The sequence below is a fragment of the Streptomyces sp. NPDC006435 genome (assembly GCF_040612315.1).
GTDB lineage: Bacteria > Actinomycetota > Actinomycetes > Streptomycetales > Streptomycetaceae > Streptomyces.
Genome location: NZ_JBEXPY010000002.1, coordinates 98,941 through 121,415, shown reverse-complemented (window position 1 = coordinate 121,415; position 22,475 = coordinate 98,941). Strand labels below are relative to the sequence as shown.

The 22,475-nt window shown below is 72.2% G+C and carries 24 protein-coding genes; 12 read left to right on the top strand and 12 right to left on the bottom strand.

All coding sequences use genetic code 11. The annotated features are described in order from the left end of the window. Positions 1 to 70: 70 nt before the first annotated feature. The 3 genes from ABZZ04_RS02705 to htpX all read right to left on the bottom strand — a co-directional run bounded on the left by ABZZ04_RS02705 (position 71) and on the right by htpX (position 2,349). Positions 71 to 649 (bottom strand): DUF1707 domain-containing protein, encoded by a 579-nt coding sequence (locus tag ABZZ04_RS02705; RefSeq protein ID WP_356930369.1) that lies wholly within the window; start codon positions 647 to 649, stop codon positions 71 to 73. A gap of 75 nt (positions 650 to 724) precedes the next feature. Continuing rightward, positions 725 to 1,309 (bottom strand): hypothetical protein, encoded by a 585-nt coding sequence (locus ABZZ04_RS02700; protein ID WP_356930368.1) that lies wholly within the window; start codon positions 1,307 to 1,309, stop codon positions 725 to 727. A gap of 128 nt (positions 1,310 to 1,437) precedes the next feature. Then, positions 1,438 to 2,349 carry a zinc metalloprotease HtpX gene (htpX, locus tag ABZZ04_RS02695; protein WP_356930367.1) on the bottom strand — a complete coding sequence of 304 codons (912 nt, stop codon included), beginning with the start codon at positions 2,347 to 2,349 and terminating at the stop codon, positions 1,438 to 1,440. Between the two features lie 252 nt (positions 2,350 to 2,601). Between htpX and ABZZ04_RS02690 the strand changes: the two genes are divergently transcribed. Continuing rightward, positions 2,602 to 3,798 (top strand): cytochrome P450, encoded by a 1,197-nt coding sequence (locus ABZZ04_RS02690; protein ID WP_356930366.1) that lies wholly within the window; start codon positions 2,602 to 2,604, stop codon positions 3,796 to 3,798. An 86-nt stretch (positions 3,799 to 3,884) separates the two neighbouring features. Beyond that, on the top strand, positions 3,885 to 4,073 hold the full coding sequence (locus ABZZ04_RS02685) for a ferredoxin (protein ID WP_356930365.1): 189 nt from the start codon (positions 3,885 to 3,887) through the stop codon (positions 4,071 to 4,073). 61 nt (positions 4,074 to 4,134) lie between these two features. Here the strand turns inward: ABZZ04_RS02685 and ABZZ04_RS02680 are convergent, their stop codons facing one another. After that, on the bottom strand, positions 4,135 to 4,869 hold the full coding sequence (locus tag ABZZ04_RS02680; RefSeq protein WP_356930364.1) for a pyridoxal 5'-phosphate synthase: 735 nt from the start codon (positions 4,867 to 4,869) through the stop codon (positions 4,135 to 4,137). Between the two features lie 78 nt (positions 4,870 to 4,947). On the opposite strand from ABZZ04_RS02680, the gene ABZZ04_RS02675 reads away from it, so the two are divergent. Together ABZZ04_RS02675 and ABZZ04_RS02670 are read left to right on the top strand one after the other, a co-directional pair. Further along, a complete protein-coding gene (locus tag ABZZ04_RS02675) occupies positions 4,948 to 5,226 on the top strand; it encodes a type II toxin-antitoxin system prevent-host-death family antitoxin (RefSeq protein WP_356930363.1) in 279 nt (92 codons plus the stop codon). Continuing rightward, on the top strand, positions 5,219 to 5,623 hold the full coding sequence (locus ABZZ04_RS02670; protein ID WP_356930362.1) for a type II toxin-antitoxin system VapC family toxin: 405 nt from the start codon (positions 5,219 to 5,221) through the stop codon (positions 5,621 to 5,623). Before ABZZ04_RS02675 ends, ABZZ04_RS02670 begins: the two co-directional genes overlap by 8 nt. A 28-nt stretch (positions 5,624 to 5,651) precedes the next feature. Here ABZZ04_RS02670 and ABZZ04_RS02665 read toward each other — a convergent pair whose 3' ends face one another. Beyond that, the gene (locus ABZZ04_RS02665; protein ID WP_356930361.1) at positions 5,652 to 6,821 is read right to left on the bottom strand and encodes an acetyl-CoA acetyltransferase; all 1,170 of its coding nucleotides are present in this window, start codon (positions 6,819 to 6,821) and stop codon (positions 5,652 to 5,654) included. A 195-nt stretch (positions 6,822 to 7,016) separates the two neighbouring features. Here ABZZ04_RS02665 and ABZZ04_RS02660 point away from each other — a divergent pair, with 195 nt between their 5' ends. Further along, a complete protein-coding gene (locus tag ABZZ04_RS02660; RefSeq protein WP_356930360.1) occupies positions 7,017 to 8,345 on the top strand; it encodes an acyl-CoA dehydrogenase family protein in 1,329 nt (442 codons plus the stop codon). Further along, positions 8,342 to 8,872 (top strand): nitroreductase family deazaflavin-dependent oxidoreductase, encoded by a 531-nt coding sequence (locus tag ABZZ04_RS02655; RefSeq protein WP_356930359.1) that lies wholly within the window; start codon positions 8,342 to 8,344, stop codon positions 8,870 to 8,872. The genes ABZZ04_RS02660 and ABZZ04_RS02655 overlap by 4 nt, the downstream gene beginning before the upstream one ends. A gap of 225 nt (positions 8,873 to 9,097) precedes the next feature. Here the strand turns inward: ABZZ04_RS02655 and ABZZ04_RS02650 are convergent, their stop codons facing one another. Then, positions 9,098 to 9,745 carry a TetR family transcriptional regulator gene (locus tag ABZZ04_RS02650; RefSeq protein WP_356930358.1) on the bottom strand — a complete coding sequence of 216 codons (648 nt, stop codon included), beginning with the start codon at positions 9,743 to 9,745 and terminating at the stop codon, positions 9,098 to 9,100. 667 nt (positions 9,746 to 10,412) lie between these two features. On the opposite strand from ABZZ04_RS02650, the gene ABZZ04_RS02645 reads away from it, so the two are divergent. Then, positions 10,413 to 12,788, top strand: coding sequence for a PQQ-binding-like beta-propeller repeat protein (locus ABZZ04_RS02645; protein ID WP_356930357.1), 2,376 nt, complete (start codon positions 10,413 to 10,415; stop codon positions 12,786 to 12,788). A 34-nt stretch (positions 12,789 to 12,822) separates the two neighbouring features. Here ABZZ04_RS02645 and ABZZ04_RS02640 read toward each other — a convergent pair whose 3' ends face one another. Next, positions 12,823 to 13,242, bottom strand: coding sequence for a hypothetical protein (locus ABZZ04_RS02640; protein WP_356930356.1), 420 nt, complete (start codon positions 13,240 to 13,242; stop codon positions 12,823 to 12,825). Positions 13,243 to 13,413: 171 nt separating this feature from the next. On the opposite strand from ABZZ04_RS02640, the gene ABZZ04_RS02635 reads away from it, so the two are divergent. After that, positions 13,414 to 13,962 carry a hypothetical protein gene (locus tag ABZZ04_RS02635; protein ID WP_356930355.1) on the top strand — a complete coding sequence of 183 codons (549 nt, stop codon included), beginning with the start codon at positions 13,414 to 13,416 and terminating at the stop codon, positions 13,960 to 13,962. Positions 13,963 to 14,022: 60 nt separating this feature from the next. Here the strand turns inward: ABZZ04_RS02635 and ABZZ04_RS02630 are convergent, their stop codons facing one another. From ABZZ04_RS02630 to ABZZ04_RS02620, 3 genes are read right to left on the bottom strand one after another with little or no spacing between them, the layout of a single operon-like run. Next, positions 14,023 to 14,817, bottom strand: coding sequence for an enoyl-CoA hydratase/isomerase family protein (locus ABZZ04_RS02630; protein ID WP_356930354.1), 795 nt, complete (start codon positions 14,815 to 14,817; stop codon positions 14,023 to 14,025). A gap of 6 nt (positions 14,818 to 14,823) precedes the next feature. Next, positions 14,824 to 15,264 carry an OB-fold domain-containing protein gene (locus tag ABZZ04_RS02625; protein ID WP_356930353.1) on the bottom strand — a complete coding sequence of 147 codons (441 nt, stop codon included), beginning with the start codon at positions 15,262 to 15,264 and terminating at the stop codon, positions 14,824 to 14,826. A 5-nt stretch (positions 15,265 to 15,269) separates the two neighbouring features. Beyond that, complete coding sequence (locus ABZZ04_RS02620; protein WP_356930647.1) at positions 15,270 to 16,418, bottom strand: lipid-transfer protein; 1,149 nt, start codon at positions 16,416 to 16,418, stop codon at positions 15,270 to 15,272. Positions 16,419 to 16,509: 91 nt separating this feature from the next. On the opposite strand from ABZZ04_RS02620, the gene ABZZ04_RS02615 reads away from it, so the two are divergent. Further along, a complete protein-coding gene (locus ABZZ04_RS02615; RefSeq protein ID WP_356930352.1) occupies positions 16,510 to 18,072 on the top strand; it encodes a FadD3 family acyl-CoA ligase in 1,563 nt (520 codons plus the stop codon). 281 nt (positions 18,073 to 18,353) lie between these two features. On the opposite strand, the gene ABZZ04_RS02610 is transcribed toward ABZZ04_RS02615, so the two are convergent. Beyond that, on the bottom strand, positions 18,354 to 19,034 hold the full coding sequence (locus ABZZ04_RS02610) for a recombinase family protein (protein WP_356930351.1): 681 nt from the start codon (positions 19,032 to 19,034) through the stop codon (positions 18,354 to 18,356). A 396-nt stretch (positions 19,035 to 19,430) separates the two neighbouring features. Between ABZZ04_RS02610 and ABZZ04_RS02605 the strand changes: the two genes are divergently transcribed. From ABZZ04_RS02605 to ABZZ04_RS02595, 3 genes are all read left to right on the top strand, one after another. Next, positions 19,431 to 20,051: an RNA polymerase sigma factor gene (locus ABZZ04_RS02605; protein ID WP_356930350.1), complete on the top strand. Its 621-nt coding sequence runs from the start codon at positions 19,431 to 19,433 to the stop codon at positions 20,049 to 20,051. After that, positions 20,048 to 21,181, top strand: coding sequence for a CU044_5270 family protein (locus ABZZ04_RS02600; RefSeq protein ID WP_356930349.1), 1,134 nt, complete (start codon positions 20,048 to 20,050; stop codon positions 21,179 to 21,181). The genes ABZZ04_RS02605 and ABZZ04_RS02600 overlap by 4 nt, the downstream gene beginning before the upstream one ends. 117 nt (positions 21,182 to 21,298) lie before the next feature. Beyond that, on the top strand, positions 21,299 to 21,844 hold the full coding sequence (locus tag ABZZ04_RS02595; RefSeq protein ID WP_356930348.1) for a hypothetical protein: 546 nt from the start codon (positions 21,299 to 21,301) through the stop codon (positions 21,842 to 21,844). Here ABZZ04_RS02595 and ABZZ04_RS02590 read toward each other — a convergent pair. Beyond that, positions 21,754 to 22,419 (bottom strand): DUF4158 domain-containing protein, encoded by a 666-nt coding sequence (locus tag ABZZ04_RS02590; protein ID WP_356930347.1) that lies wholly within the window; start codon positions 22,417 to 22,419, stop codon positions 21,754 to 21,756. The genes ABZZ04_RS02595 and ABZZ04_RS02590 overlap by 91 nt on opposite strands. Positions 22,420 to 22,475 lie beyond the last annotated feature (56 nt).

The window sequence follows — 22,475 nt, the reverse complement described above, 5'->3', positions numbered from 1 at the left end:
CGGGGCGGGTCCCGGGCGGTGGACGGTGCACGGCGCGGGTCCCCGGGGCGCGACACGGGTCCCCGGGGCGCTACTTGGCGTCGCGCAGCTTGCGGCGTTCGCGGAAGTTGGGGTGGCGGACGGTCACGCCGCCCATGTCGCAGGAGCCCGTCAGCCGGAGCACCGGGGAGCCGGGTGCGCCCGTGCCCTCGGTCCGGTCCTTCAGGCCGCCGATGGAGAGTTCCAGCTCGTCGGCCCGCACGGTCCAGCCCTGCGGGACCACGATCATGATCCCGCCCATCTCGCCGTGCACCTCCAGCTCGACCTCGCGCGGCCGGCACTCGGCGAGGGTGAAGTCGAGCTTGACGCTCCCCATCCCCGCGTGGGCGCGGATCACCGGGGGCACCTTCCAGCGGCCCGAACGGCTCGCCCCGTGCATGCCCCCCTTGAGCACCAGCGGCTCGGCCGTCACGACGGGCCCGAGATCCTCGGTGAGGGGAGCCAGCTCCGCGTGGGTCCTGGCGGACAGCGCCTGCCCGAGCCGGGTGTCCAGCTCCTCCATGTCGATGCGGCCGTCGGCAGCCGCCTCCCGCAACTGCTCGACCACCGCCTCCCGATCGGCGTCGGAAGCGCGCATACGGCCGGTGGAAGGCGAGGGATCGGCAGTCATGGGGGCGATGATACGTAGATGTGCATGGGCCGTACCGGGGTCTTCGGTACGGCGTCCCCGGTACGGCCCCTCGCGTCACAGTCCCGGCGCGCCCCACACCGGGAACCACCGGGCCAGGTCCCGCTCGACGCGGAGGTCGTCCCCGAGCACCGCTCTGACCTCCAGCTCCAGCTGGTTGTCGCGCCGCTCCGTACCGCCGGGCAGGGGCGCGAACGGGTAGAACGTGCCGCGCTTGTAGAGGTAGACCAGCGCCAGCGGACGGTCCCGCTCGTCCCGGAAGCCGATCAGCGAGCAGAGCAGGTGCGGGCCGAACCCGCCGTCCTGGAGCAGGGTGTTGACCGCGTGCAGGTCGTTGACCAGGCCGGCCGTGTCGTCGGGGGAGTGCTCGGCCAGCAGCCAGGTGTAGCCGTAAGCGTCCTGGCTGAACCGCACCGGGACGCCGCCGCGGCCGGTGTCGGCGTCGAGCAGTTCGCGTACGTCCTGCTGGAGCCGGGTGAAGGCGCCGCCCTCGACGCCCGCGAAGCAGACCGACCCGAGGCCGGTCGGGGCGAACCCGGCACCCGCCTGGAGGGTGAGCGCCGCCGACGGCACGGCGAAGAGCTGGTCGAGGTCGGGTCGGACCGGCTTGCTGCGGCCGAGGATGGTGTCGAGAAGGCCCATGGACGTACCTCCGGACGGGGGAGCGGGCTGTGGCGGTTCACGCGGGCCTCACGTGCGGGCTTCGCATGGATGGGCTCCGCGGGCGGGGTTCACAGGCGGGTTTCACGGGCGGGGTTCACGGGCGGGTTTCACGGGCGGGCGAGGTCGGCGGAGATGCGGGCCAGCTGGTCGAGGCGCTGTTCGAGGGTCGGGTGCGAGGAGAGCAGCCGGCCCAGGCTCTCCTTGGACGAGAACGCGGGAACGAAGTAGAAGGCGTTGTACGGCTCCGCCTTCCGCAGGTCCTCCGTCGGGATGCGGGCCATCTGGCCGCTCACCTTCGTGAGGGCGGAGGCGAGCGCGGAGGGGCGTCCGGTGAGCAGGGCGGCGGTGCGGTCGGCGGAGAGCTCGCGGTAGCGCGAGAGCAGCCGGGTCAGCAGGAAGCCCAAGGCGTACACGACCGCGCTGACCAGCGGGATCAGCAGGATCGCGATGCCTATGGGGTCGCTGCCGCGGCTGTTGCGGGAGAGTCCGCCCCACAGGGCGACCCGGGTGATGATGCCGGCGAGCACGCCGAGGAACGAGGCGATCGTCATGACGGCCACGTCGCGGTGGGCGACGTGCGACATCTCGTGCGCGAGCACCCCCTCCAGTTCCGGGGGATCCAGTCTGCGCAGCAGCCCGGTGGTGGCGCAGACGAGGGCGGTCCGTTCGTTCCGGCCGGTCGCGAAGGCGTTCGGCACATCGCTCCGCGCGATGGCCACGCGCGGTTTCGGCATATCGGCAAGAGCGCAGATCCGGTCGACGGCGCCATGCAGCTCGGGGGCCTCCTCCGGAGTGACCTCGCGGGCCCCCAAGCCGAACGCCGCGATGCGGTCGCTGAACCAGAACTGCGCGACGAACATGCCGCCGACGAGGAGCAGGATGATCGGCCAGGCACCGCGCAGCACGGCGAGCAGCACCCCGACCAGGACCACGTACAGCAGGCCGATCAGGAACATGGTGCCGACCATGCGCGTGGTCAGCCCGCGGTCCGGGGCGTAGCGGGAGCGGGTTCGGCTCATTGTCGCCTCCAGTCCCCCCGACGCTTTCCATATTGCCCCTTTCGCAGGGGGAATCGGATTTTTGGAGCTGGCTCGAAAGCATGCCCGGAGAAGCTGCGGGAATATGGCAGGACAGAGGTGAAAAAGATCAGGGGGGTGCCCGATCGGGCACCGGAGGATATTTGGCCGAACATTACCTGGACCCGTTAGGTGCCCCAGGCATCTAGTGGGCGGAGATCGGTAGGACTCCCTCCCCCATTGCGAGGCTCCGACATGGCAGACGCCGACACCATTCCGTTCCCGCAGAACCGCACCTGCCCCTACCAGCCGCCGGCGCAGTACCGCGGCACCCCCGGCGACCGGCAGCCGGTGTCGTCCGCCCGGCTCTTCGACGGCCGGGTGGTGTGGCTGGTCACCGGACACGCCGAGGCGCGCTCCCTCCTGGTGGACCCCAGGCTCTCGTCCGACCGGGAGAACCCGGACTTCCCGCTGTTCGCCGAGCGGCTGGCCTCGTCGAACCTGCGGCGCGTGGAGCTGCTCGGCGTCGACGACCCCGAGCACAACGTCCAGCGCCGGATGCTGATCCCGAGCTTCACCGTGAGGCGGACCGCGGCCCTGCGGCCGCAGATCCAGCGGACCGTGGACGGGCTGCTGGACCGGATGATCGAGCAGGGGCCGCCGGCCGACCTGGTCAGTGCCTTCGCGCTGCCGGTGCCCTCCATGGTCATCTGCGCGCTCCTCGGGGTGCCCTACGCCGACCACGAGTTCTTCGAGGCGCAGTCGCGCAGGCTGCTCCGCGGCCCGGCCGCCGCCGACGTGGAGGCCGCGCGGGAGGCCCTGGACGACTACTTCCGCGTACTGATCGACCGGAAGCGGGCCGCCCCCGGCGAGGGGCTGCTCGACGAGCTCGTCGAGAAGCAGCTGGAGACCGGGGCGGTGGACCGCGAGCAGCTCGTGCGGCTGGCGGAGATCCTGCTCGTGGCCGGTCACGAGACGACCGCGAACATGATCTCGCTCGGCACGTTCACGCTGCTCCAGCACCCCGACCAGCTGGCCCGGATGCGGGACTCGGACGACCTGATGCCCTCCGCGGTCGAGGAGCTGTTGCGCTTCCTGTCCATCGCCGACGGGATCTCCCGGGTGGCCGTCGAGGACATCGAGGCGGGCGGCGTGACCATCAGGAAGGGCGACGGCGTCGTCCTGTCCACGTCGGCGATCAACCGGGACGGGACCGCGTACGAGTCGCCGGACGAGCTGGACGTCGGCCGGGACGCCCGGAGCCACGTCGCCTTCGGCTTCGGGGTCCACCAGTGCCTGGGCCAGAACCTGGCCCGCGCCGAGATGGAGATCGCACTGCGCACGCTCTGCCGACGCCTTCCGGGGCTGCGGCTCGCGGTGCCCGCGGAGGAAGTCCCGTTCAAACCCGGGGACACCATTCAGGGGCTGATCGAAATGCCCGTGACATGGTGAACAATTCCCGTCACCCGATGGAAGCGGCGGCAGCAGTGGAAACGATGACCGCGGCGACCGGAATCGGACCGGAAAGGATTACCGGGATGCGTATCGCTATCGACAGGGACCGGTGCATCGGCGCGGGGCAGTGCGTGCTCACCGCGCCGGAGGTGTTCACCCAGGACGACGACGGATTCAGCGAGCTGCTGCCCGATCACGAGGCGGCCCTCGAAGGCCCCCTCGTCAAGGAGGCCGTCCGCGCCTGCCCCGTGCAGGCGATCACTCTCGACTGACGGGGGGCGGGGCGGCGGCGCCGGTACGGCAACGGTCCGGTGCCGCCGCCCCGCTCGTACGTCAGGGCCAGAGCAGCTCCCGCTCCCAGCCGCCCGTACCGCCCGCGCTGTCCTTGCCGTCCGTGCCGTCCGTCCGTCTGAGGTAGCGCAGCCGGACGTGCCGGCGTCCGGCGTCGCCCTGGAAGAACTCGACCTCCTGCGGCTCGACCACGTACCTGGTCCAGCTCGCGACCTCCGCGTCCGGTTCCGCCCGCGCCCGTTGCCAGGCCGCGTCCGAGGCGCGGCCCAGCTCCTCGTACGAGCCGAGCACCTCGCTCTGCCGTCCGACCAGCGCCGACGCCAGGGCCCCGGTGGAGCGGGCGTGCAGATCGGCGCTGCTCTCGGCGGGCGTGCAGGCCGTGACCCGGCCCCGTACCCGTACCTGCCGGCCCTGCGCGGGCCAGTAGAAGCCGAGGGCCGCGTGCGGCCGGGCGGTGAGCTGGCGGCCCTTCGCGCTGGTGCGGTGCGTGGCGAAGTGCCAGCCCCGCTCGTCCGCGTCGTGCAGCATCACCGTCCGCACGTCGGGCCGCCCCGCCTCGTCCGCGGTGGCCAGCGACATCGTGTGCGGCTCCACCTGCCCGGCGGCCACGGCCCCGGCGAACCAGGCGTGGAACAGGGGCAGCGGGGCGGCGGGCGCGGCGGCCGGATCGAAGGCGGGAAGTCCGACGTCCCAGACCCGCTGGGCGTGCAGCAGCTCCAGGAACTCCCGGTGCGCGCCGGTGGCCGCCGCACCGGTCTTCTTCTGTACGTCGCTCATGCCCCCATTGCAGCGCACGGCGCGGCGGGCAGGGCACGTCTGTAGCGCAACGGGACACGGCTGGCCACACTCGTCTGCATGAGGACCATCACCCAGCGCGAGTTCCGGAACAACTCCGCCGAAGTCATGAACGCCGTGGAGGCGGGCGAGGTCTTTCGCATCACCCGCAATGGCATAGAGGTCGCCGAACTGCGGCCGCTCGCCCGGAAGCGGCCGTTGAGCTCGGAGGAGCTGGTGGCCAGGCACCGCCGACTGCCTCGTGTGGACGCGGCGCTGATGCGCGGCGAGGCCGATGCGCTCTTCGGGGCCGAGGACCGGATCGGCGACGACGACCCGTGGGAGCGCGGGCGTGGCTGAGCGGCATGCCGAGGGAGTGCTCGACACCTGCACGTACATCGATCTCGATCTGCTGCGCGCGGAGGATCTGCCCGCCCTCCCGGCACTCACCGCCGTGACGATGGCCGAGCTCCAACAGGGCGTGGCGATGGCCCGGGACCCGGGCGTGCGGGCAGCCCGGATGGAGAAGCTCGGCGCGGCCGTGGCCGACTTCGAGCCGCTTCCCTTCGACGCGGGCGCCGCCACCCGTTACGGGACCCTGGTGACCCTGGCGATCGTCGCCCGGAGCGATCCCCGGCCCCGCCGCATGGACCTGATGATCGCGGCCATCGCATCGGTCAGGGGCCTGCCGCTCTACACGCGCAACGCGGACGACTTCAAGGGGCTGGAGGGGGCGCTCACCGTCGTCCCGGTGTGACCGGCCGGTCGCGGGTCCCGCCCGTTCCTCACCCCCGGCCCAGCACCACCGTGCCCGACGAGCAGAACCAGCCGCCCGTGCCCGAGGCCACCGCCAGTTCCGGGAGCCGGCCGCCGGCCCGGCGCACCTGGCGGTCGCCCGCCTCGCCGCGCAGTTGCCGTACCGCCTCCACCAGCAGGAACAGCCCGCGCATCCCGGGGTGGCAGGCGGACAGGCCGCCGCCGTCGGTGTTCACCGGAAGCTCGCCGGTCAGCCCCGTCCGGCCCTTCTCCACGAACGGGCCGCCCTCGCCCTTCGCGCAGAAACCCAGGTCCTCCAGCGTCACCAGGGTCATGTAGGTGAACGCGTCGTAGATCTCGGCGAGGTCGACGTCCGCGGGCCGCACCCCGGCCCGTTCGAACGCCAGGCGGCCCGAGACCGCCGCGGGGGAGACCGTGAAGTCCTCCCACTCGGACATGGCGGAGTGCGAGACGTGCTCCCCCGTGCCGAGCACCCACACCGGAGCCTTCGCGGTGTCCGCCACGTACTCCTCGGCGGCCAGCAGCACCGCGCAGCCGCCGTCGCTGCGGATGCAGCAGTGCAGCTTGGTGAACGGGTCCGCGATCATCGGCCCCGACAGCACGTCGTCCACGGTGATCGGGTCCCGGAACATGGCGTCCGGGTTGGCCGCGGCGTTCGCCCGCGCCCGGACCGCCACCTCGGCGAGCTGCTCCGGGGTCGTCCCGTACTCGTGCATGTGGCGGCGGGCGGCCATCGCGTACTTGGCGATCAGCGAGTGCCCGTACGGCACCTCGAACTGGAGCGGGCCGCGCGCGCCGAAGGAGAGGTTGGAGGTGCGGCGGCCCGCCTTCACGTCCGACCGGGCCGTCGACCCGTACACCAGCAGTACGGCATCGGCGTGCCCCGCCGCGATGGCGTCCGCCGCGTGGGCCGCCATCACCTCCCAGGTCGAGCCGCCGACCGAGGTGGAGTCCACCCAGGTGGGTTTCAGCCCCAGGTACTCGGCGACCTCGACCGGGGCGAGCGTGCCGAGCCCGGCGGAGGCGAAACCGTCGACCACGGACCGGTCCAGTCCCGAATCGGCCAGCGCCCGGCGGGCGGCCTGGGCGTGCAGGGCGTACGGCGTGGCCGTCTCGACGCGCCCGCAGTCGGCGAGGGATATGCCGACGACAGCGACCTTGCGGTGGGAAGAAGGCATGGATCTGACGGTACATCAGATACGGGTCGGGGGGACCTCCCCGGCGGGGCGGCGTTCATGGGGCGGGGGCGTGGAGGAGGTGTCCGCGCGCGGCTCTGGGCATCTCGTGGATTCACCCCTAATATGACGGCCCGTCAGATCGGGGGCTGAAGGCCCCCGCGGGGAAACGGAAGCCCCGGGGGAAGGAGCCCGCCGATGGACGCCGCCTTCAGCGCGGAACAGGACGAGATCCGACGCACCCTGCGCACACTGCTGACCAGGCACGGCACGCCCGACGAAGTCAGGGGCGCCGCGCTCACCGACGACGGGTACGACACCACCCTGTGGCGACGGCTCGCCCGCGACCTCGGGCTGCCCGGACTCGCCCTGCCGGAGGAGTACGGGGGCGTCGGCTGCGGCCTCGCCGAGCTGGCCGTCGCCTGCGAGGAGACCGGCCGGGCCCTGCTGCCCTCCCCGCTGATCGCCACCGCCGCCCTCGCCGCACCCCTGATCGCCGCGCTCGGCACCGCCGCCCAGCGCGCCGACCTGCTGCCGCGCATCGCGGCCGGTGAACTGACCGCCGCCCTGGCCGTACCCGGCGCCGCGCTCACCGCCGCGCTCGGCCTCGCCGCCGACCCCACCGGCGGCACCTGGGCGGGCGGCGGCCGGGCGGGCGGCGTACAGGCGACCTCGGCCGCCGACAACACGAAGGCCGACGACGGCACGAAGGCCGCCGACGGTGCGACGACCCGGCGGCTTTACGGGGAGGTGGACCAGGTCCTCGACGGGCACAGCGCGGACCTCCTCCTGGTCGCGGCCCACACCGGCGGCTTCCCGCGCAGCCGCACACTCCTCTTCCTGGTCCGCCCCGACACCGCGGCCGGTCTCGTCCGCACCCGGCACACCACCCTGGACGGGACCCGCCCCTCGGCCCGCGTCGAACTCCGCGACACCGAGGCCGAACTCCTCGGAGCGGACGACACGCGGGACGTCACCGGCGCACTCGCCGGGGTGGGCGGACCGGCCGCCGCGCTGCTCGCCGCGGAGGCGGTGGGATCGGCGGCGGGCGCGCTGGAACGTACCGTCGAACATGTGAAGGCGCGTGAACAGTTCGGCCGGCCGATCGGCTCGTTCCAGGCCGTGAAGCACCGCCTGGCGGACCTGTACGTACAGGTGCGGGCGGCCCGTTCCGCCGCGTACTACGCGGCCTGGGACCCGGCGTCCGGCGGGCTCGCCCTCGCCCAGGCCCTGGAGGCGCTGCGGCTGACCGCCGCCGAGGCCGTCCAGCTGCACGGCGGGATCGGCTTCACCTGGGAACACGAGGCGCACCTGTACTTCAAGCGGGCCGCGGCCGCCGAACTGCTCCTCGGCCCGGTGCACGCGCTCCGCGACCACGCGGCCCGGCAGGCCGGACTGTTCGCCCCGTCGGACGCCGGTCCGTCGGACGCCGGTCCGTCGGACGCCGGCCCGTCGGACGCGGGGCTGCCGGCCACCGGCTCCCCGGCCACCGGTGCGGGATCGGCCGAACGGGTGATGGTCCGATGACTCCCGGCGTCCGGCTGGTCCGCAAGGTCTCCGCCACCCGCACGTTCGCGCGGATCGCCCCGCACGTCGTCCCCGCCATGGACCGTACGGTGCACCGGCTCACGCGCGGCAAGGTGCTGCTCAGCGCGCGGATGCTGCCGGGGCTGGTCCTGACGGTGCCGGGGGCGCGGAGCGGGCGGCCCAGGGTCACCCCGCTGGCCTGCATGCCGGAGTACGGGGACGGCGGCGAGGGCGGGGGCGGGGGCGGGGGCGGGGCGGAGACGGGCTGGATCCTGATCGGCAGCAACTTCGGCCGTCCGGGGCATCCGGCCTGGACCGCGAACCTGCTGGCCGGCCCCGACAAGGCCGTCGTCAACCGCAGGGGCCGGGACGTCCCGGTACGGGCCGTGCTGCTGGAGGGCGCGGAACGGGAGGCGGTGTGGCGCAGGGCGCTGGAGTTCTGGCCGCCGTACGCGGCCTACCAGGCGCGGGTCGAGCGGGAGATCAGGCTGTTCAGGCTGGAACGGCGGGACGACTCGGAGCCCTGAGTCCTGGTGCATCGACGCATACGGGGGCGTGCGGGCACGTGCAGGAATGTGCGGGCGCATACGGGGACGTGCGAACGCGTACGGGAGTGTGCGCCGTGTGCGTGAAAACGGTCCGGGTACACCGACGGCGGACCACCTGAGTGGTCCGCCGTCGGTGAGACAGGACCTGGGGCGCCCGGAACTGCCGCGCGATGCCCAGTGGGGGATGGGGCGTTGGCGCCGGTACTACTTCGTCGGTTTCCTGCCGGTGATGCCCAGATGTACCAACAGGGCGAGGTTCGGCTTGAGTTCGGCCTGCTTAACGCCCCAGGTCGTGAAGCCCTTCTGGTGCGAGGCGACCGCGGCCAGCATCGCGACCAGCGAGCCCGCCATCGCGGCGGCGCTGACTTCCTTGTCGACCTTGCCCTTGGCCTGGAGCTCCTTCACCGATTCGGTGAGGGAGTTGGTGACCGAGTTCAGGATCTTCATGCGGATCTTGTAGAAGCGCTTGTCGCCCTCGGCCGCACCGAGGTCGACCACGCGCAGGATCGCGTCGTGGTGCCGCCAGAAGTCGAGGAAGCCCTCGACGAGCTCCTCGGCCGTCTGCCAGCCGGCCTTGCCGACCCAGGAGCGTCCGGCGACCAGTTCGGTCAACCCGGCGCCCTCCTTCGCCATTTCCTCGGCGATTTCGAGGACGGCGCCCTCGACGTCGGGGAAGTATTGGTAGAAGGTCGCGGGGGAAGTCCCCGCCTTCCGGGCGACGTCGATGACTTTGACGTCCCGGTACGGCGAGGAGCTGAGCATCTCGCTGAGGCAGTCGAGCAGCTTCTGCCGCGTCGCCTGTCCGCGTCGACCGGCCACGCGGCCGTCGACGGTGCGTACTTGTCCTGTCATGCCGTCAGCTTACCGAGGGGTGATCGGAGCGCGATTCGGCCGAGTGCAAATGGGGAGCCCCGCAGGAACGGTGGGGGGAGTGGCCGGATTTCGACGGATGCGCACCGCTCAGCGGTAAGTCGTATCAACAGCCTGTGGATAACTTCCGTGGATAACTTTCCGTGACGCCGTGAGTATGGAACTTTTCTATCGAAAGTTTGTTCGCTTTTGTCGGGTCGGTGAGCGTCCCGCATCGCCTGTTGCCGCCGCGACTGTGATGAGCGTCACCGAAATGGGCTGCGGGGTCAGTGCGGGTGGGGTGTGCACCGTTTCCGGTGCAGTGGTGGGCGATTGCGGTCGGAGTGCGGACATGGCGCGATCGTTTCGTGTCCGGGATGCGGCGGGAGTGCGGCAAAAGTGCTATTGCGAACCGCGGTGCGACGGCCGGGGCGCCGCTCCGGCGAGGTGGTCGCGGTGTCACGTTCGGTGCGTTCCGTCCCCCTGTGTCCGGGATGAGGGCGGAGTGAGCTGTGACACCCCGATCCGCCCCCGGGTTCGCAACCGGGGCCTCAGCCAGGAAGAATCGGGGGTGCGCACCGCCGGGTGGTGCCCAGTGGTGAGACGCCGTACAGGGCGGGTTTTCGCGGGCTTCTGTTCCTGAGGCCCGTACGGGGAGGTGGCAGGGCAAGTGGTGGAGCAGCTGACGCAGCACGACCCGAGGCGGATCGGCCCGTTCGAGGTGCTGGGCCGGCTCGGTGCCGGCGGCATGGGGCTCGTCTACCTCGCCCGTTCGGCTTCGGGCCGACGGGTGGCGATCAAGACCGTGCGCACGGAGCTCGCCGAGGATCAGCTGTTCCGGGTCCGCTTCACGCGCGAGGTGGAGGCGGCCAGAGCCGTCAGCGGCTTCTACACGGCCGCGGTGGTGGACGCCGACCCGCGGGCCGCCGTGCCGTGGCTGGCCACCGCCTACGTACCGGCCCCCTCGCTGGAAGAGATAGTGACCGAGTGCGGGCCCATGCCCGTCCAGGCGGTGCGCTGGCTGGCCGCCGGGATCGCCGAGGCTCTGCAGTCCATCCACGGCGCGGGGCTCGTCCACCGCGACATGAAGCCGTCGAACGTGCTCGTCGTCGAGGACGGCCCCCGGGTGATCGACTTCGGCATCGCGTCCGGGGTCTCCAACACCCGGCTGACCATGACGAACGTCGCCGTCGGCACCCCCGCCTACATGTCGCCCGAGCAGGCCAGGGACTCGCGCAGCGTCACCGGTGCCAGCGACATCTTCTCGCTCGGCTCCACCCTGGTCTTCGCCGCCACCGGTCACGCCCCGTTCCACGGCGCCAACCCCGTCGAGACCGTCTTCATGCTGCTGCGCGAGGGACCGGACCTGGAGGGACTGCCCGGCGAGCTGCGTCCGCTGATCGAGTCCTGCATGCAGATGGACGCCGGGCTGCGGCCCACCCCCGCCGACCTCCAGGCCCAGCTCGCCCCGCACCTGTTCGCCTCCGGCGGCGACGACAGCGGTACGGCCTCGGCCTGGCTGCCGGCCTCCGCCACCACGATGATCGAGCAGCGCCGCGGCGGACGGCGGCCCGCGCCCGCCCCTCCGGTCACCGCGCCGCCCCCGCCGCCCGGACCGCCGCCCGGCGCCCCCGACGGCGGACGGCGCCCCGCCCCCGATCCGCGCTCCTCGGCCTCCCTGCCGGCGCACGCCTCCGACCCGGGCGGCCCGGTGCGGCTGCCCGGGGCGAAGGTGCCGATCGGCCCCGGCCCGAGGGCCCAGGACGTGCGCTCGGGGGGCCCGGCCGCCGCGGACGCGGGCCCCGCGACCGGCTGGGTGCGCCCGCCCGCCGGGGTGAACGGCTCCACCCGGACCACCCCCGCCCCCGTGCCCGGCCCCGCGCAGCCCGCCGACCCCCCGCCCGAGCCGGACCGCTGGCGGCCCTGGCGGTTCCGGATGTCCAACGACGTGTGGGGGACGCCCGTCGTCGCCGGGGACCTGCTCTACGTCACGTCGTTCGAGGTGCACGCCCTGGACGTCGGCAACGGGCGGCGCCAGTTCAAGACCCGCGACGTGGCCTGGGTGATGGCCGTCGAGGGCGGCAGGATCCACGCCTCCGACGGCCCGTCCCTGTACGCCCTGGACGCGGTGACCGGCGCCGAGCAGTGGCGGCTGCAGACGGACGCCTGGGTGTACTCCCTCAAGGCCGGGCGCGGCACCGTCGTCACCGGCACCCGCGGCGGCGGCGTCCAGGCGTGGGAGGCGTCCTCGGGCGAGAAGCTGTGGGAGAGCAGCGGCCTGCAGACCGACTTCGAGACGGCCGAGGCCGGGCCGGTGATCCACGACGGCACGGTCTACCTCTGGCAGGACGCCCGGCTGCGCGCCGTGGACGCCCGCACCGGCATCGAGCGCTGGTCCTACCCCATCGGCGACGCGGCCTCCTGCGGCGGCGTGCCGGTCCGGGTGACGGCCGCCCCGGACGGCTACGTCTACGTCAGCGCGGGGGCCCGGGTCCTGGCCGTCGAGACCATGTCCGGCCACGTCCGCTGGCACTTCGAGTCGCCTTCGGTCTTCCTCTCCCCGCCCGCCTTCGCCCCGGGTCCGGCCGTCACCGGCGGCGGCGTGTACCTCGCCGACTACCTCGGCACGGTCTACGCGATCGACGCCTCGACCGGCAAGGACCGCTGGCGCATCGCCACGGAGGCCCGCCAGTCGATCGAACCGGTCCTGGTCACGGCCGGGAACGTGCACGTCGGCAGCGGCAGCGCCCTGTACACGCTCGACGCGGTCACCGGCACCCCGAAGTGGCGGTTCGCGGCCGGCGGCGAGGTGGTGGGCTCCCCGGTGGTGGCCGACGGACGGGTCCACTTCGGCTCCGCCGACCACGTCCTGTACACCCTGGACGCGGCGGGCGGACAGCTCCGCTGGAAGCTGGCGACGGGCGGCGAGATCACGGGCTCGCCCGTGGCGCAGGGCGGTGTCGTGTACGCGTGCAGCAAGGACCGCTGCGTGTACGCGCTGGACGCGCTGAAGGGCACGGGCACGGGAGGACGGGCACGGGCGTGACGCGCCCGCCCCGGGGCCCGTGCGCCCGCGGGGCTCAGCGGCGCGGCGGCGGGCGACCGGTGCCCGGCCCCTCGTCCTCGTCCTCGTCCTCGTCCCCGTCCTCGTCCGCTTTCTCGTGGTGTGCCGGGCGGTGCTCCGGGGGCGGCCCCGTGTACAGCTCCGGTTCGGGCTCCGGAAGCGTGCTCGTCTGGACGGACGGCCCCGGTTCCTGCGTCGGCGGCCAGGTGTCCGGATGTTCCGAACCGGGCGCCGTGTACGGCCGGTCGCGCGCCCCGCGGCCGGGCCACCCCGACAACACCACCACGCCCGCCAGCAGCAGCACCCCGCCAGCGGCGGCCTGGGCCAGACCCCACCCCGGCCCGGGGCGGCCGTCGTACCAGTCACGGAAGGGGCTCAGCACGGCGGCCGCCGCTCCGGCGAGAGCGAGAACCGAACCGAGGACGTTGCGGATCATCACCGGCCTCCTGCGGTGTACGGGCAGGCATCACAGCTCTGCACCGCTTCTGCACCGCTCTCGGCCCCGACGCTACGCCCGCCTCCTCGCCCCCGCCACCGTGCGCTAGCGTGTCGCGCGGTCGTTCGACAACAAGAAGAAACGGACAACAACACAAGGGGGGCTGCATCGATGATGCGGCAGCACATCAAGCTTTCTGCGGTACTGGTCGTGGTGGTACTCGCTCTCACCGGTTTCTCCACCTCCTCCTCCGGCGGCCGCAGCGGCAAGAGCAAGGGGTCGAGCAGCAGCAGCGGCGGGGGCTGCTCCAATTCCAAGAAGAGCAACGGCAGCAGCAGCGACTACGACAGCAACGACGACTACGACTACGGCGACTCGTCGAGTTCCTCTTCCTCCTCGGGCGGCACGGACTACGCCACCCCGGCCCCCACCGCCTCGGACGAGCCCGGCGTCCAGGTCATCCGCTGCGCCCAGCCCCGCAAGGGCAAGCGCAAGGCCGTCACCACCTCCACCGTCCGGCTCACGGCCAACGCCACCGGATCGCACACCTACGAGGTCGAGGTGGAGTTCTTCAACTCGGCCGGCAACACCATCGACCTCGGGCACGCCACCGTGACCGCCGAGGACGGCGAGACCAAGACCGTCAACGTGCGGATGGACAGCCCGCGCAAGGTCTCCCAGGTGAAGGGGTGCCGGGGCGAGGCCGAGCTGAGTTACTGACCCCACCGGGCCGGGAGGCCGTCCCTCCGCCCCCACCGGGCCGGGGCCGGCCTCCCGTCCTCACCGGGTCCGGAACCCGTCCCGGCCCCCGCTCCCGCCCCCGCCGCCCCGGCCCCTGAACAGCTCGGCCTGCTGCTCCGGCGGCAGGTTCCCCAGTGCGATCAGGTGCGGGGCGTGGGCCATGGCCTGCGCCCTGGCCGCCTCCTTCGCGGACCACACCGCCCGTACCGTCCCCTGCACCGCCGCCGTCGGGTACGAGGCGATGACCTCCGCGGCCCGCAGCGCCGCCGCGACCGCGCCACCGGCCTCCGTCACCTCGCTGACCAGCCCGATCTCGTACGCGCGACGGGCCGAGACCCGTTCGGCCGTCCCCATCAGGGACATCCGGGCCACCTCGCCGAACGGCATCCGCTGCGCCATGGAGATCGCCTCGTACGCGCTGACCATGCCGTACGTCGTGTGCGGGTCGAAGAACGTCGCCCCCTCGGAGGCGATCACGAACTCCGCCTCGCCCAGCAGGTAGAACGCCCCGCCGCAGGCCATCCCCTCGACGGCCGCGACCACCGGCTTCCACAGGTCGTTCGCCTTCGGCCCGATCGCGATCAGCGGATCGTCGATCGCGTACGGGGACGAGGGCTGAGGCACCTCCACCCCCCGGTCGATCCCGGTGCAGAAGGCACGGCCGCCCGCCCCCGTGACCACGACCGCCCGCACCCCGTCGTCGAAGCGGAACGCCCGCCAGACGGCGGCCAGTTCGTCCGCCGTCGCCAGGTCGATCGCGTTGAGCCTCCCGGGCCGGTCGAGGGTGACGAGCGCGACCCCGGTCCCCTCGTCCGTCTCCGTGCGCAGCGCCACCGCCGCTCACCTCTCCAGCAGCCAGCGCACCAGCGTCACCCCGGACCCGGCCGGGCAGAACACCGCCCGCACCGGCGCGCCGATCCGCAGCCGCGCCGGATCGACCGAGTCCAGCGGGGCGTCCGGCCCGCTCACCACGTTCCCGACCAGCCGGATGCCCGGCGCGTCGGCCAGTTCGACCACCACGGCGTTGTACGGGGCCTGCGCGGCGTACGCCGGCAGCAGCGGCGGGTGCGGCAGCACGTACGACCAGATGCGCCCGCGCCCGCTCGTCGGCCGCCACTCGCTGTCGAAGGACCGGCAGTGCGGGCAGCACGGCCGCGGCGGGAAACGCAGCTTCCCGCACCCCTCGGCGGCGCACGCCTGCACCCGCAGCTCGCCCCGGGCCGCGTACTCCCAGAACGGGGCGCCGTCCTCGTCCACGACGGGCAGCAACATTCCGTCCATTGCGGTCAACTCCTCAGCAGTACGGCGGATGTGGGCACGCCCTCGCCCGCGGTGACCAGGCACGTGGCGGCGTCCGGGACCTGGGCGGTGGAATCGCCCCGCAGCTGCTTCACGCCCTCGGTGATCAGGTTGAAGCCGTGCACGTAGCCCTCGCTCAGCCCGCCGCCCCCGGTGTTGATGGGCAGCCGCCCGCCGCTCTCCAGCGCCCCGCCCTCGGTGAACGCGGCACCCTCGCCGCGCCCGCAGAAGCCGTAGCCCTCCAGGGAGAGCGGGATGAGCGGGGTGAACGCGTCGTAGATCTGCGCCACATGGACGTCGTCCGGGCCGAAGTCGGCCTGCTTCCACAGCTGCCGGGCGGCCGTCCACGCGGGTCCGGAGAGCGGATCGTCGTTCCAGTAGTTGACCATCCCGTGGTGCTGGGCGGGCAGGCCCTGGGCGACGGAGTGGATGTAGACGGGCTTGCGCCGGCAGTCGCGGGCCCGTTCCGCCGACACGATCACGCAGGCCAGCGCCCCGTCCGTCTCCAGGCAGTTGTCGAAGAGACAGAGCGGTTCGCTGATCCAGCGCGAGGTCATATACATGTCGCGGGTCAGCGGCCGCTCGTACATCATCGCGTCCGGGTTCTGGTTGGCGCGGTTGCGGCAGGCGAGGGCGACGTTGAAGAGATGGTCGCGGGTCGCCCCGTACTCGTGCATGTACCGCCGGGCCAGCATCCCGATCTCGTCGGCCGGCCGCAGCAGCCCGTACGGGCGGGTCCACTGGCCGGGGGTGGGCAGCTGCACCGCCGTGTTCTTCCAGGGCCGGGGCCCCGAACCCCGCTTCCGGGACCGCCAGGCGACGCCGACGCCCGCCTGTCCGGTCGCCACGGCGGCGGCGAGGTGCGCGATCGTCGCGCAGGAGCCGCCGCCCCCGTACCCCACCTTGCTGAAGAAGGTGACATCGCCCGCCCCGATGGACTTGGCGATCTCGACCTCGTCGGTCTCCTCCATCGTGTACGAGGCGAACGCGTCCACCTCCGACGCGGCGATGCCCGCGTCGTCGAGCGCCGCGACGATGGCCCGGCAGGCCAGGGTCTTCTCGGATTCGGGGAGTCGTTTCGCGAAGGCCGTCTGTCCTATGCCGGCTATCGCCGTCGCGTCCTTGAGCGCCGTCACCGCCACCTCCCAGGCAGTCATGACTGCTGACAGCGGCTGAGGCTACAGCTAATCTGACGGATAGTCAGCTATTGCGTCAGGAGGGCGAGCGATGCGCGGCGACGAGGAGTGGGGCAGCGTCCCGGGGCTGGTACGGGCGGCGGCACGGCGGTACGGGGACCGGGAGGCGGTCGTCGAGGGCCGGACCCGGATCTCGTACGCCGAACTCGGCGAACGGGTCGAACGGGCCGCCGCCGCGTGCCTGGCCTCGGGTGTGGAACCGGGGGACCGGGTCGCGATCTGGGCCCCGAACAGCCTGGACTGGATCGTCTCCGCGCTCGGCGCCGTCACGGCGGGCGCGGTCCTCGTCCCCCTCAACACCCGCTTCAAGGGCGCGGAGGCGGCGTACGTCCTGGACCGCAGCCGGGCGAGGCTCCTGTTCGTGACGGGCACCTTCCTCGGCACCTCCTACGTGGCGTCCCTGCGCCGGGCCGGGGTGCCGCTCCCGCACCTGGAACAGGTGGTGGTGCTCGCCGACTCCGCCCCCGACGACTACGTCACCTGGAAGGACTTCCTGGCGGCGGGGGAGGAGGTGCCCGGGGCCGAGGTGCGCGCCCGCGCCGACGCGATCGCCCCCTCGGACCCCTCCGACATCATCTACACCTCGGGCACCACGGGCCGGCCCAAGGGCGCGGTGATCACCCACGCCCAGACCCTGCGCTGCTACGCGATCTGGAGCGAACTGGCCGGTCTGCGCGAGGGCGACCGCTATCTGATCGTGAACCCCTTCTTCCACACCTTCGGCTACAAGGCGGGCGTCATCGCGTGTCTGATGCGGGGCGCGACGATGGTCCCGCAGCCGGTGTTCGACGTGGACACGGCCCTGGCCAACATCGCCGCCGAACGCATCTCGGTCCTGCCCGGACCGCCCACCCTCCACCAGTCCCTCCTGGACCACCCGGCACGCTCCGCCCACGACCTCTCCGCCCTGCGCCTGGTCGTGACGGGCGCGGCGGCCGTCCCCCTGAAACTGGTGGAACGCCTGCGCACGGAGCTCGGCATCGCGACGGTCCTCACCGCGTACGGCCTCTCCGAGGCGAGCGGCATCGTCACGATGTGCCGCCGCGGCGACCCGGCGGAGACCATCGCCACCACCTCGGGCCGGGCGATCCCGGGCACGGAGGTCCGCGTCCTGGCCGAGCCCGGTGAGCCCGGTGAGATCCTGGTCCGCGGCTTCAACGTGATGGCGGGCTACTTCGAGGACCCCGGGACCACGGCCGGCGCGATCACCCCGGACGGCTGGCTCCGCACCGGCGACGTGGGCGTCCTCGACGGGGCGGGCAACCTCCGGATCACCGACCGGATCAAGGACATGTTCATCGTCGGCGGCTTCAACGCGTACCCGGCCGAGATAGAACAGCTCCTCGGCCTGCACCCGGACGTGGCCGACGTGGCGGTGATCGGCGTCCCGGACCCCCGGCTCGGCGAGGTCGGCAAGGCGTACGTGGTCCGCAGGCCGGGCGCGACGACGACCGCCGACGACCTGATCGCCTGGTCGAGACGCGAGATGGCGAACTACAAGGTCCCCCGCACGGTCGAGTTCGTCCCCGGCCTCCCGCGCAACGCGAGCGGCAAGGTGCTGAAGGGGGAGCTGCGGGGGCGGGCGGGAGGCTGACAGGGCGGTCACCCCATGGGGCCGCGCGCTCACCCCATGGAGGCCCTGAGCTCGCATGGCTACGGCGAAGTGACAAGTAGCTCTCTGTGGCCGATGTGACCTTCTGCAACCTGCTGAGTGCGCGGGTCGGCCGGCCGGTCAGCAATACGGGACGCCGTCCTCGTCCTCATGGACGCCGTGCTCATGGTCGTCGTCTTCGGCGAAGGTGCCGAAGGGGCCCGGCTCGCCGTGCTGGGCGCCGAGCAGCAGCGCGCCGCCCTTGCGCCGTCAGTCGGAGGGGATCACCGCTCGCTCCCCGTCTCGGCCTGGGCGGGGATGGCGGCGCGGCCGGCCGCCCGCAACTCCTGAAGGTCGGGGATGTGGTTGTAGAGGGTGCCGGGGCTGACGTTGAGGAGCTTGGCGATCGAGGTGATCGACTGCTCGGGATTGGGCAACAGGGTGCGGGCGGCCCGGATGATCTCGGGGGTGGCGACGGTGGGCCGGCCGCCGACGTTGCCGCGGGCGCGGGCGGCGTCCAGGCCTTCGCGGGTGCCGGAGACGATCAGCTCGCGGATGAACTCGGCGAGGGCGGCGAAGACGTGGAAGACGAGCCGGCCGCCCGGGGTGGTGGTGTCCAGGCGCTCGTGGAGCGAGGAGAAGCCGATCTCGCGCCGGCGGAGTTCGCCGACCATGTTGACCAGGTCCTTCAGTGAGCGGCCGTAGCGGTCGAGTGCGGGCACCACCAGGGTGTCGCCGCGCTGCAGGAAGGCGTGGCAGGCCTTGAGCTCGGGGCGCAGGTCGTCCTTGCCGGACTTCTTGTCGGCGAAGATGCGCCGGCAGCCGGTGGCGGTGAGGGCGTCGATCTGGCGGTCGAGCTTCTGTCCGCCGGTGGAGACCCGGGCGTAGCCGATGAGGATCTCGGTCCGCATCGCGGGCTCGGCGGTCAGGAGTTCGAACGGGTCGGGTTCAAGCGGCACGCTCATGCCCGGAATTCTGTCAGGAAACGGTGGTTCGAGGTTGTTGAATGCCCTCGGTTGTTGAATGGGTTCTTGAAGGTCCTGGGGGTCTTTTTTTTGATCTTGATCAGGCGATCTTCGGTAAACGTTGGTTTTTTGTTGAAGATTCTTCGGCATGGGCCCTTCCCGGCGCCGCCGAGATGATCAGACCGATGCCCGCGCTTCTGGTGTCCCAGTCCGTCTCGCGTGCGTGGGGAACGGCGGGAGCCCCGCGCGGGGTGCTGCGGGCAGGTGCCCGATCGTGCTGCGCTATGGGCTTTTTTCTATAGCTTCTCAGCTTCTTGGTGCCGTTCCGGGAACCTTGCTGGGTGTGCGGAGAGAGAAGGTGATGCGGCCCGGTGCGGGCGTGAGTGAGGAGATGGGATGCGGGAGCGGATACGCGCGGGCGATCGCGAGGCGTTCGGCGAGCTCTATGAGCAGTATGCGAAGGCGGTGTACAACCATGCCTTCCGGCTGACCGGCGACTGGTCGGTGGCCGAGGACGTCATGTCGGCGACGTTCCTGGACGCCTGGCGGACGAGGGAGAAGGTCGGAGAGGAGGGGGGATCGCTGCGGCCGTGGCTGCTGGGGATCGCGACGAACAAGGCGCACAACGCCAGACGCGGTGTCCGTCGGCGTTTCGCCTTCCTGGCCCGGGTGCCCGCCCCGGAGCCGGTGGAGGACTTCGCGGACGAGGCGGCCGGGCGGATCGACGACGCCCGTCGCCTGGACGCGGTTCACCGGGCGGTGCGGGGCCTGCGCCGTCAGGAGAGGGAGGTGCTGGCGCTGTGCGTGTGGTCGGGGTTGGACTACCAGCAGGCCGCTGACGCGCTGGGGGTACCGGTGGGCACTGTGCGCTCACGCCTGTCGCGCGCCCGGGTCAGGCTGCGGGACCTGACCGACCGGCAACTGGCCGAAGAAAAGCGGGAACCGCGCCCGGGGCGCGGAGAGGTAGAGAGTGAGGCCGCGTTCGCGGCCCTGTCCGTCCAGGAGGGAACCCGGTGAACGCCACCCCGTACCGGCCCGCACAGGCCGAGCGCGAGGAGACGGCCCGGCTGCTGCCGGCCCCGGCCGAACGGGACCTGCCGCCGGGCCGCCACCTCCACCACAAGGAACTCCTCATGCGACAGATCGACCAGGACACCACCCACACCTCCCACCAGCCAGGCGGACTGCGCCGGCGCTTGGTCGACGCGGCCGCCCCCGGCCGTCCCCGGCGCCGACTGGTCCTCGGGGCGTCGCTGGCCGCGGGGGCGATGGCTGCGGTCATCGCGGTGACCGCCGTCGGTTCCAATGCCCCGACCACGGTCCCTCATGCGGCCAGTACTCCGGGCGGCTCGGTCAGCGAGCGCGGGCCCGGCGGCGCGTCACCCCAGGCCGTCCAGCTGTTGACCCGCATCGCCGCCGTCGCCGCCAGCGCCTCTGCCCCCCAGGTCCGTGACGACCAGTACATCTACATCGCCAGCCAGGTCTACGGCGCGAGCAAGAAGATCGGCGCCGACGGCGACGGCGCCAAGGCCCAGTACAACGACGACGGCACCGGGACCACCCACCCCCGACAGGCATGGTTCTCCGTCAACGGCAGCCGCGACGGTCTCCTCACCGAGCCCCTCAGCACGGGCTTCCGGCCCGGTGAGGAAGGCGTCAACCTCGGCAAGAACACCGAGCCCTCCCTCCAGCTGCCCACCTACACGTACCTGGCCTCCCTGCCCACCGACCCCGACGCCCTGCTGACAGCCGTCTACGCCCAGAACATCGGCGTGGACAAGAACCTCAACCCCGACCAGGAAGCGTTCCAGACGATCGGCGACGCGCTGCGCGAGTCCCTGATGCCCCCGCAGATCGGGGCGGCACTCTACAAGGCCGCGGCCAAGATCCCCGGGGTGAACGTCGTGGACGACGCCGTGGACGCGTCCGGCCGGCACGGCGTGGCCGTCAGCCAGGACCACGGCAACCAGCGCACCGAATGGATCTTCGACAAGGACAAGCTCACCTACCTCGGCGAGCGGACCGTCCTCATCAACGACGACAGCGCCGGTGGCAAAGCCGGACGCATCCTCGTCAGCACCGCCGTGACCGAACGCGCCGTCGTCGACAAGGCCGGCCAGAAGCCTTCTCCTGGTACAGCCACCTGACCTTCGACACCGGGACCGGTTCTTCCTCAACAGACCACAGACCTGCCCGGGAACACTCACGTGACGCTCCTTCCGAACCGCACAACCGACCGGCCGCAACCCGCCGGGCCGGGCGCCGTGACCCGTCATCGACGCGCAGAGAGGTCCGGGCGCAGCGCGCTGCGCTGTGTGTCGGTGGTCGTCGCGGTCCTGCTCTGCCTGGGAGCGCTCGCGGGCTTCCAGGCACTGCGGGGTCTGCCGGTGCCTACGGTCACCGGTCCGTTGTCCCTGGAGCGGGTCCTGCCTGGTACGGCGCCGGACGTGCCGTGGCCGGGCACGGGGCGGGTGTCGGTGATGGTCGACGGCTACGGCACCGAGTCCTCCCCGGGGCAGAGGCATGTGCCCACGGCCAGCACCGCGAAGATCATGACGGCCTTCCTCTTCCTGCGCCACCACCCGCTCCGGGCCGGCGAGCAGGGCCCCTCCTTCACCGTCTCGGCCGAGGAGGCGGCCCGCTACCCTGCCCGGGTCGCGAACGGAGAGAGCCTGACCCCCGTCACCGCGGGCCAGCGCTTCACCGAACGCCAGGCTCTTCAGGCCATGCTCGCGATCTCCGCGAACAACATCGCCGACGAGGTCGCCCGCTGGTGCTCCGGCACCCGGAAGCCTTCATCACGGAGATGAACCGGACCGCCCACGGCCTCGGCATGGATTCCAACACCTGCACCGACCCCACCGGCCTGGACCCCGCCACCGTCAGCCTCCTTCACCGCGCTCGCCACCAGCCGGCGCACCTGCCCCGGCGCCGGCGGCTCGATCCGCTCGTTGCGGCAACGCGCCACCACCACCGCCTCCGCCAGCCGATCGCGCGACAGCTCCACCGGGCACAGTTCCGTGGCCAGCCACCCGGCCGGCTTTGCCTGGTCGTCCTCGGTGGTCTCGCGGAACCTGTAGACGGACCGGATCTCCACCCGGTGCCGCTTGATCGACCGGCCGTCCCACTCGTAGGAGTTCCACTCCCCAGCCGGCACCTTCACCTGCTGGGCCACGTACCCGACCACCGCGTCCGGCACCTCCCCGGGCCCCTCCGGGAACCGTGCCTCCACCTCGAAGAACTTCAGCAGCAGCGCGAACCCGAGGCGGTTCGCCCCGGACTTGTTCCGCAGCCGCCCCATGTCCTCTTCAAGCAGCGTCCAGACGGAGATCAGCTCCTCCGGCTCCCACTCCTGCCGCACGACCAGGGCCCTTCCCTTCTGCATCGACCAATCCGACGTGATCAAGATGCCGACGACCGACCGGGCCGGGACGGGAACAC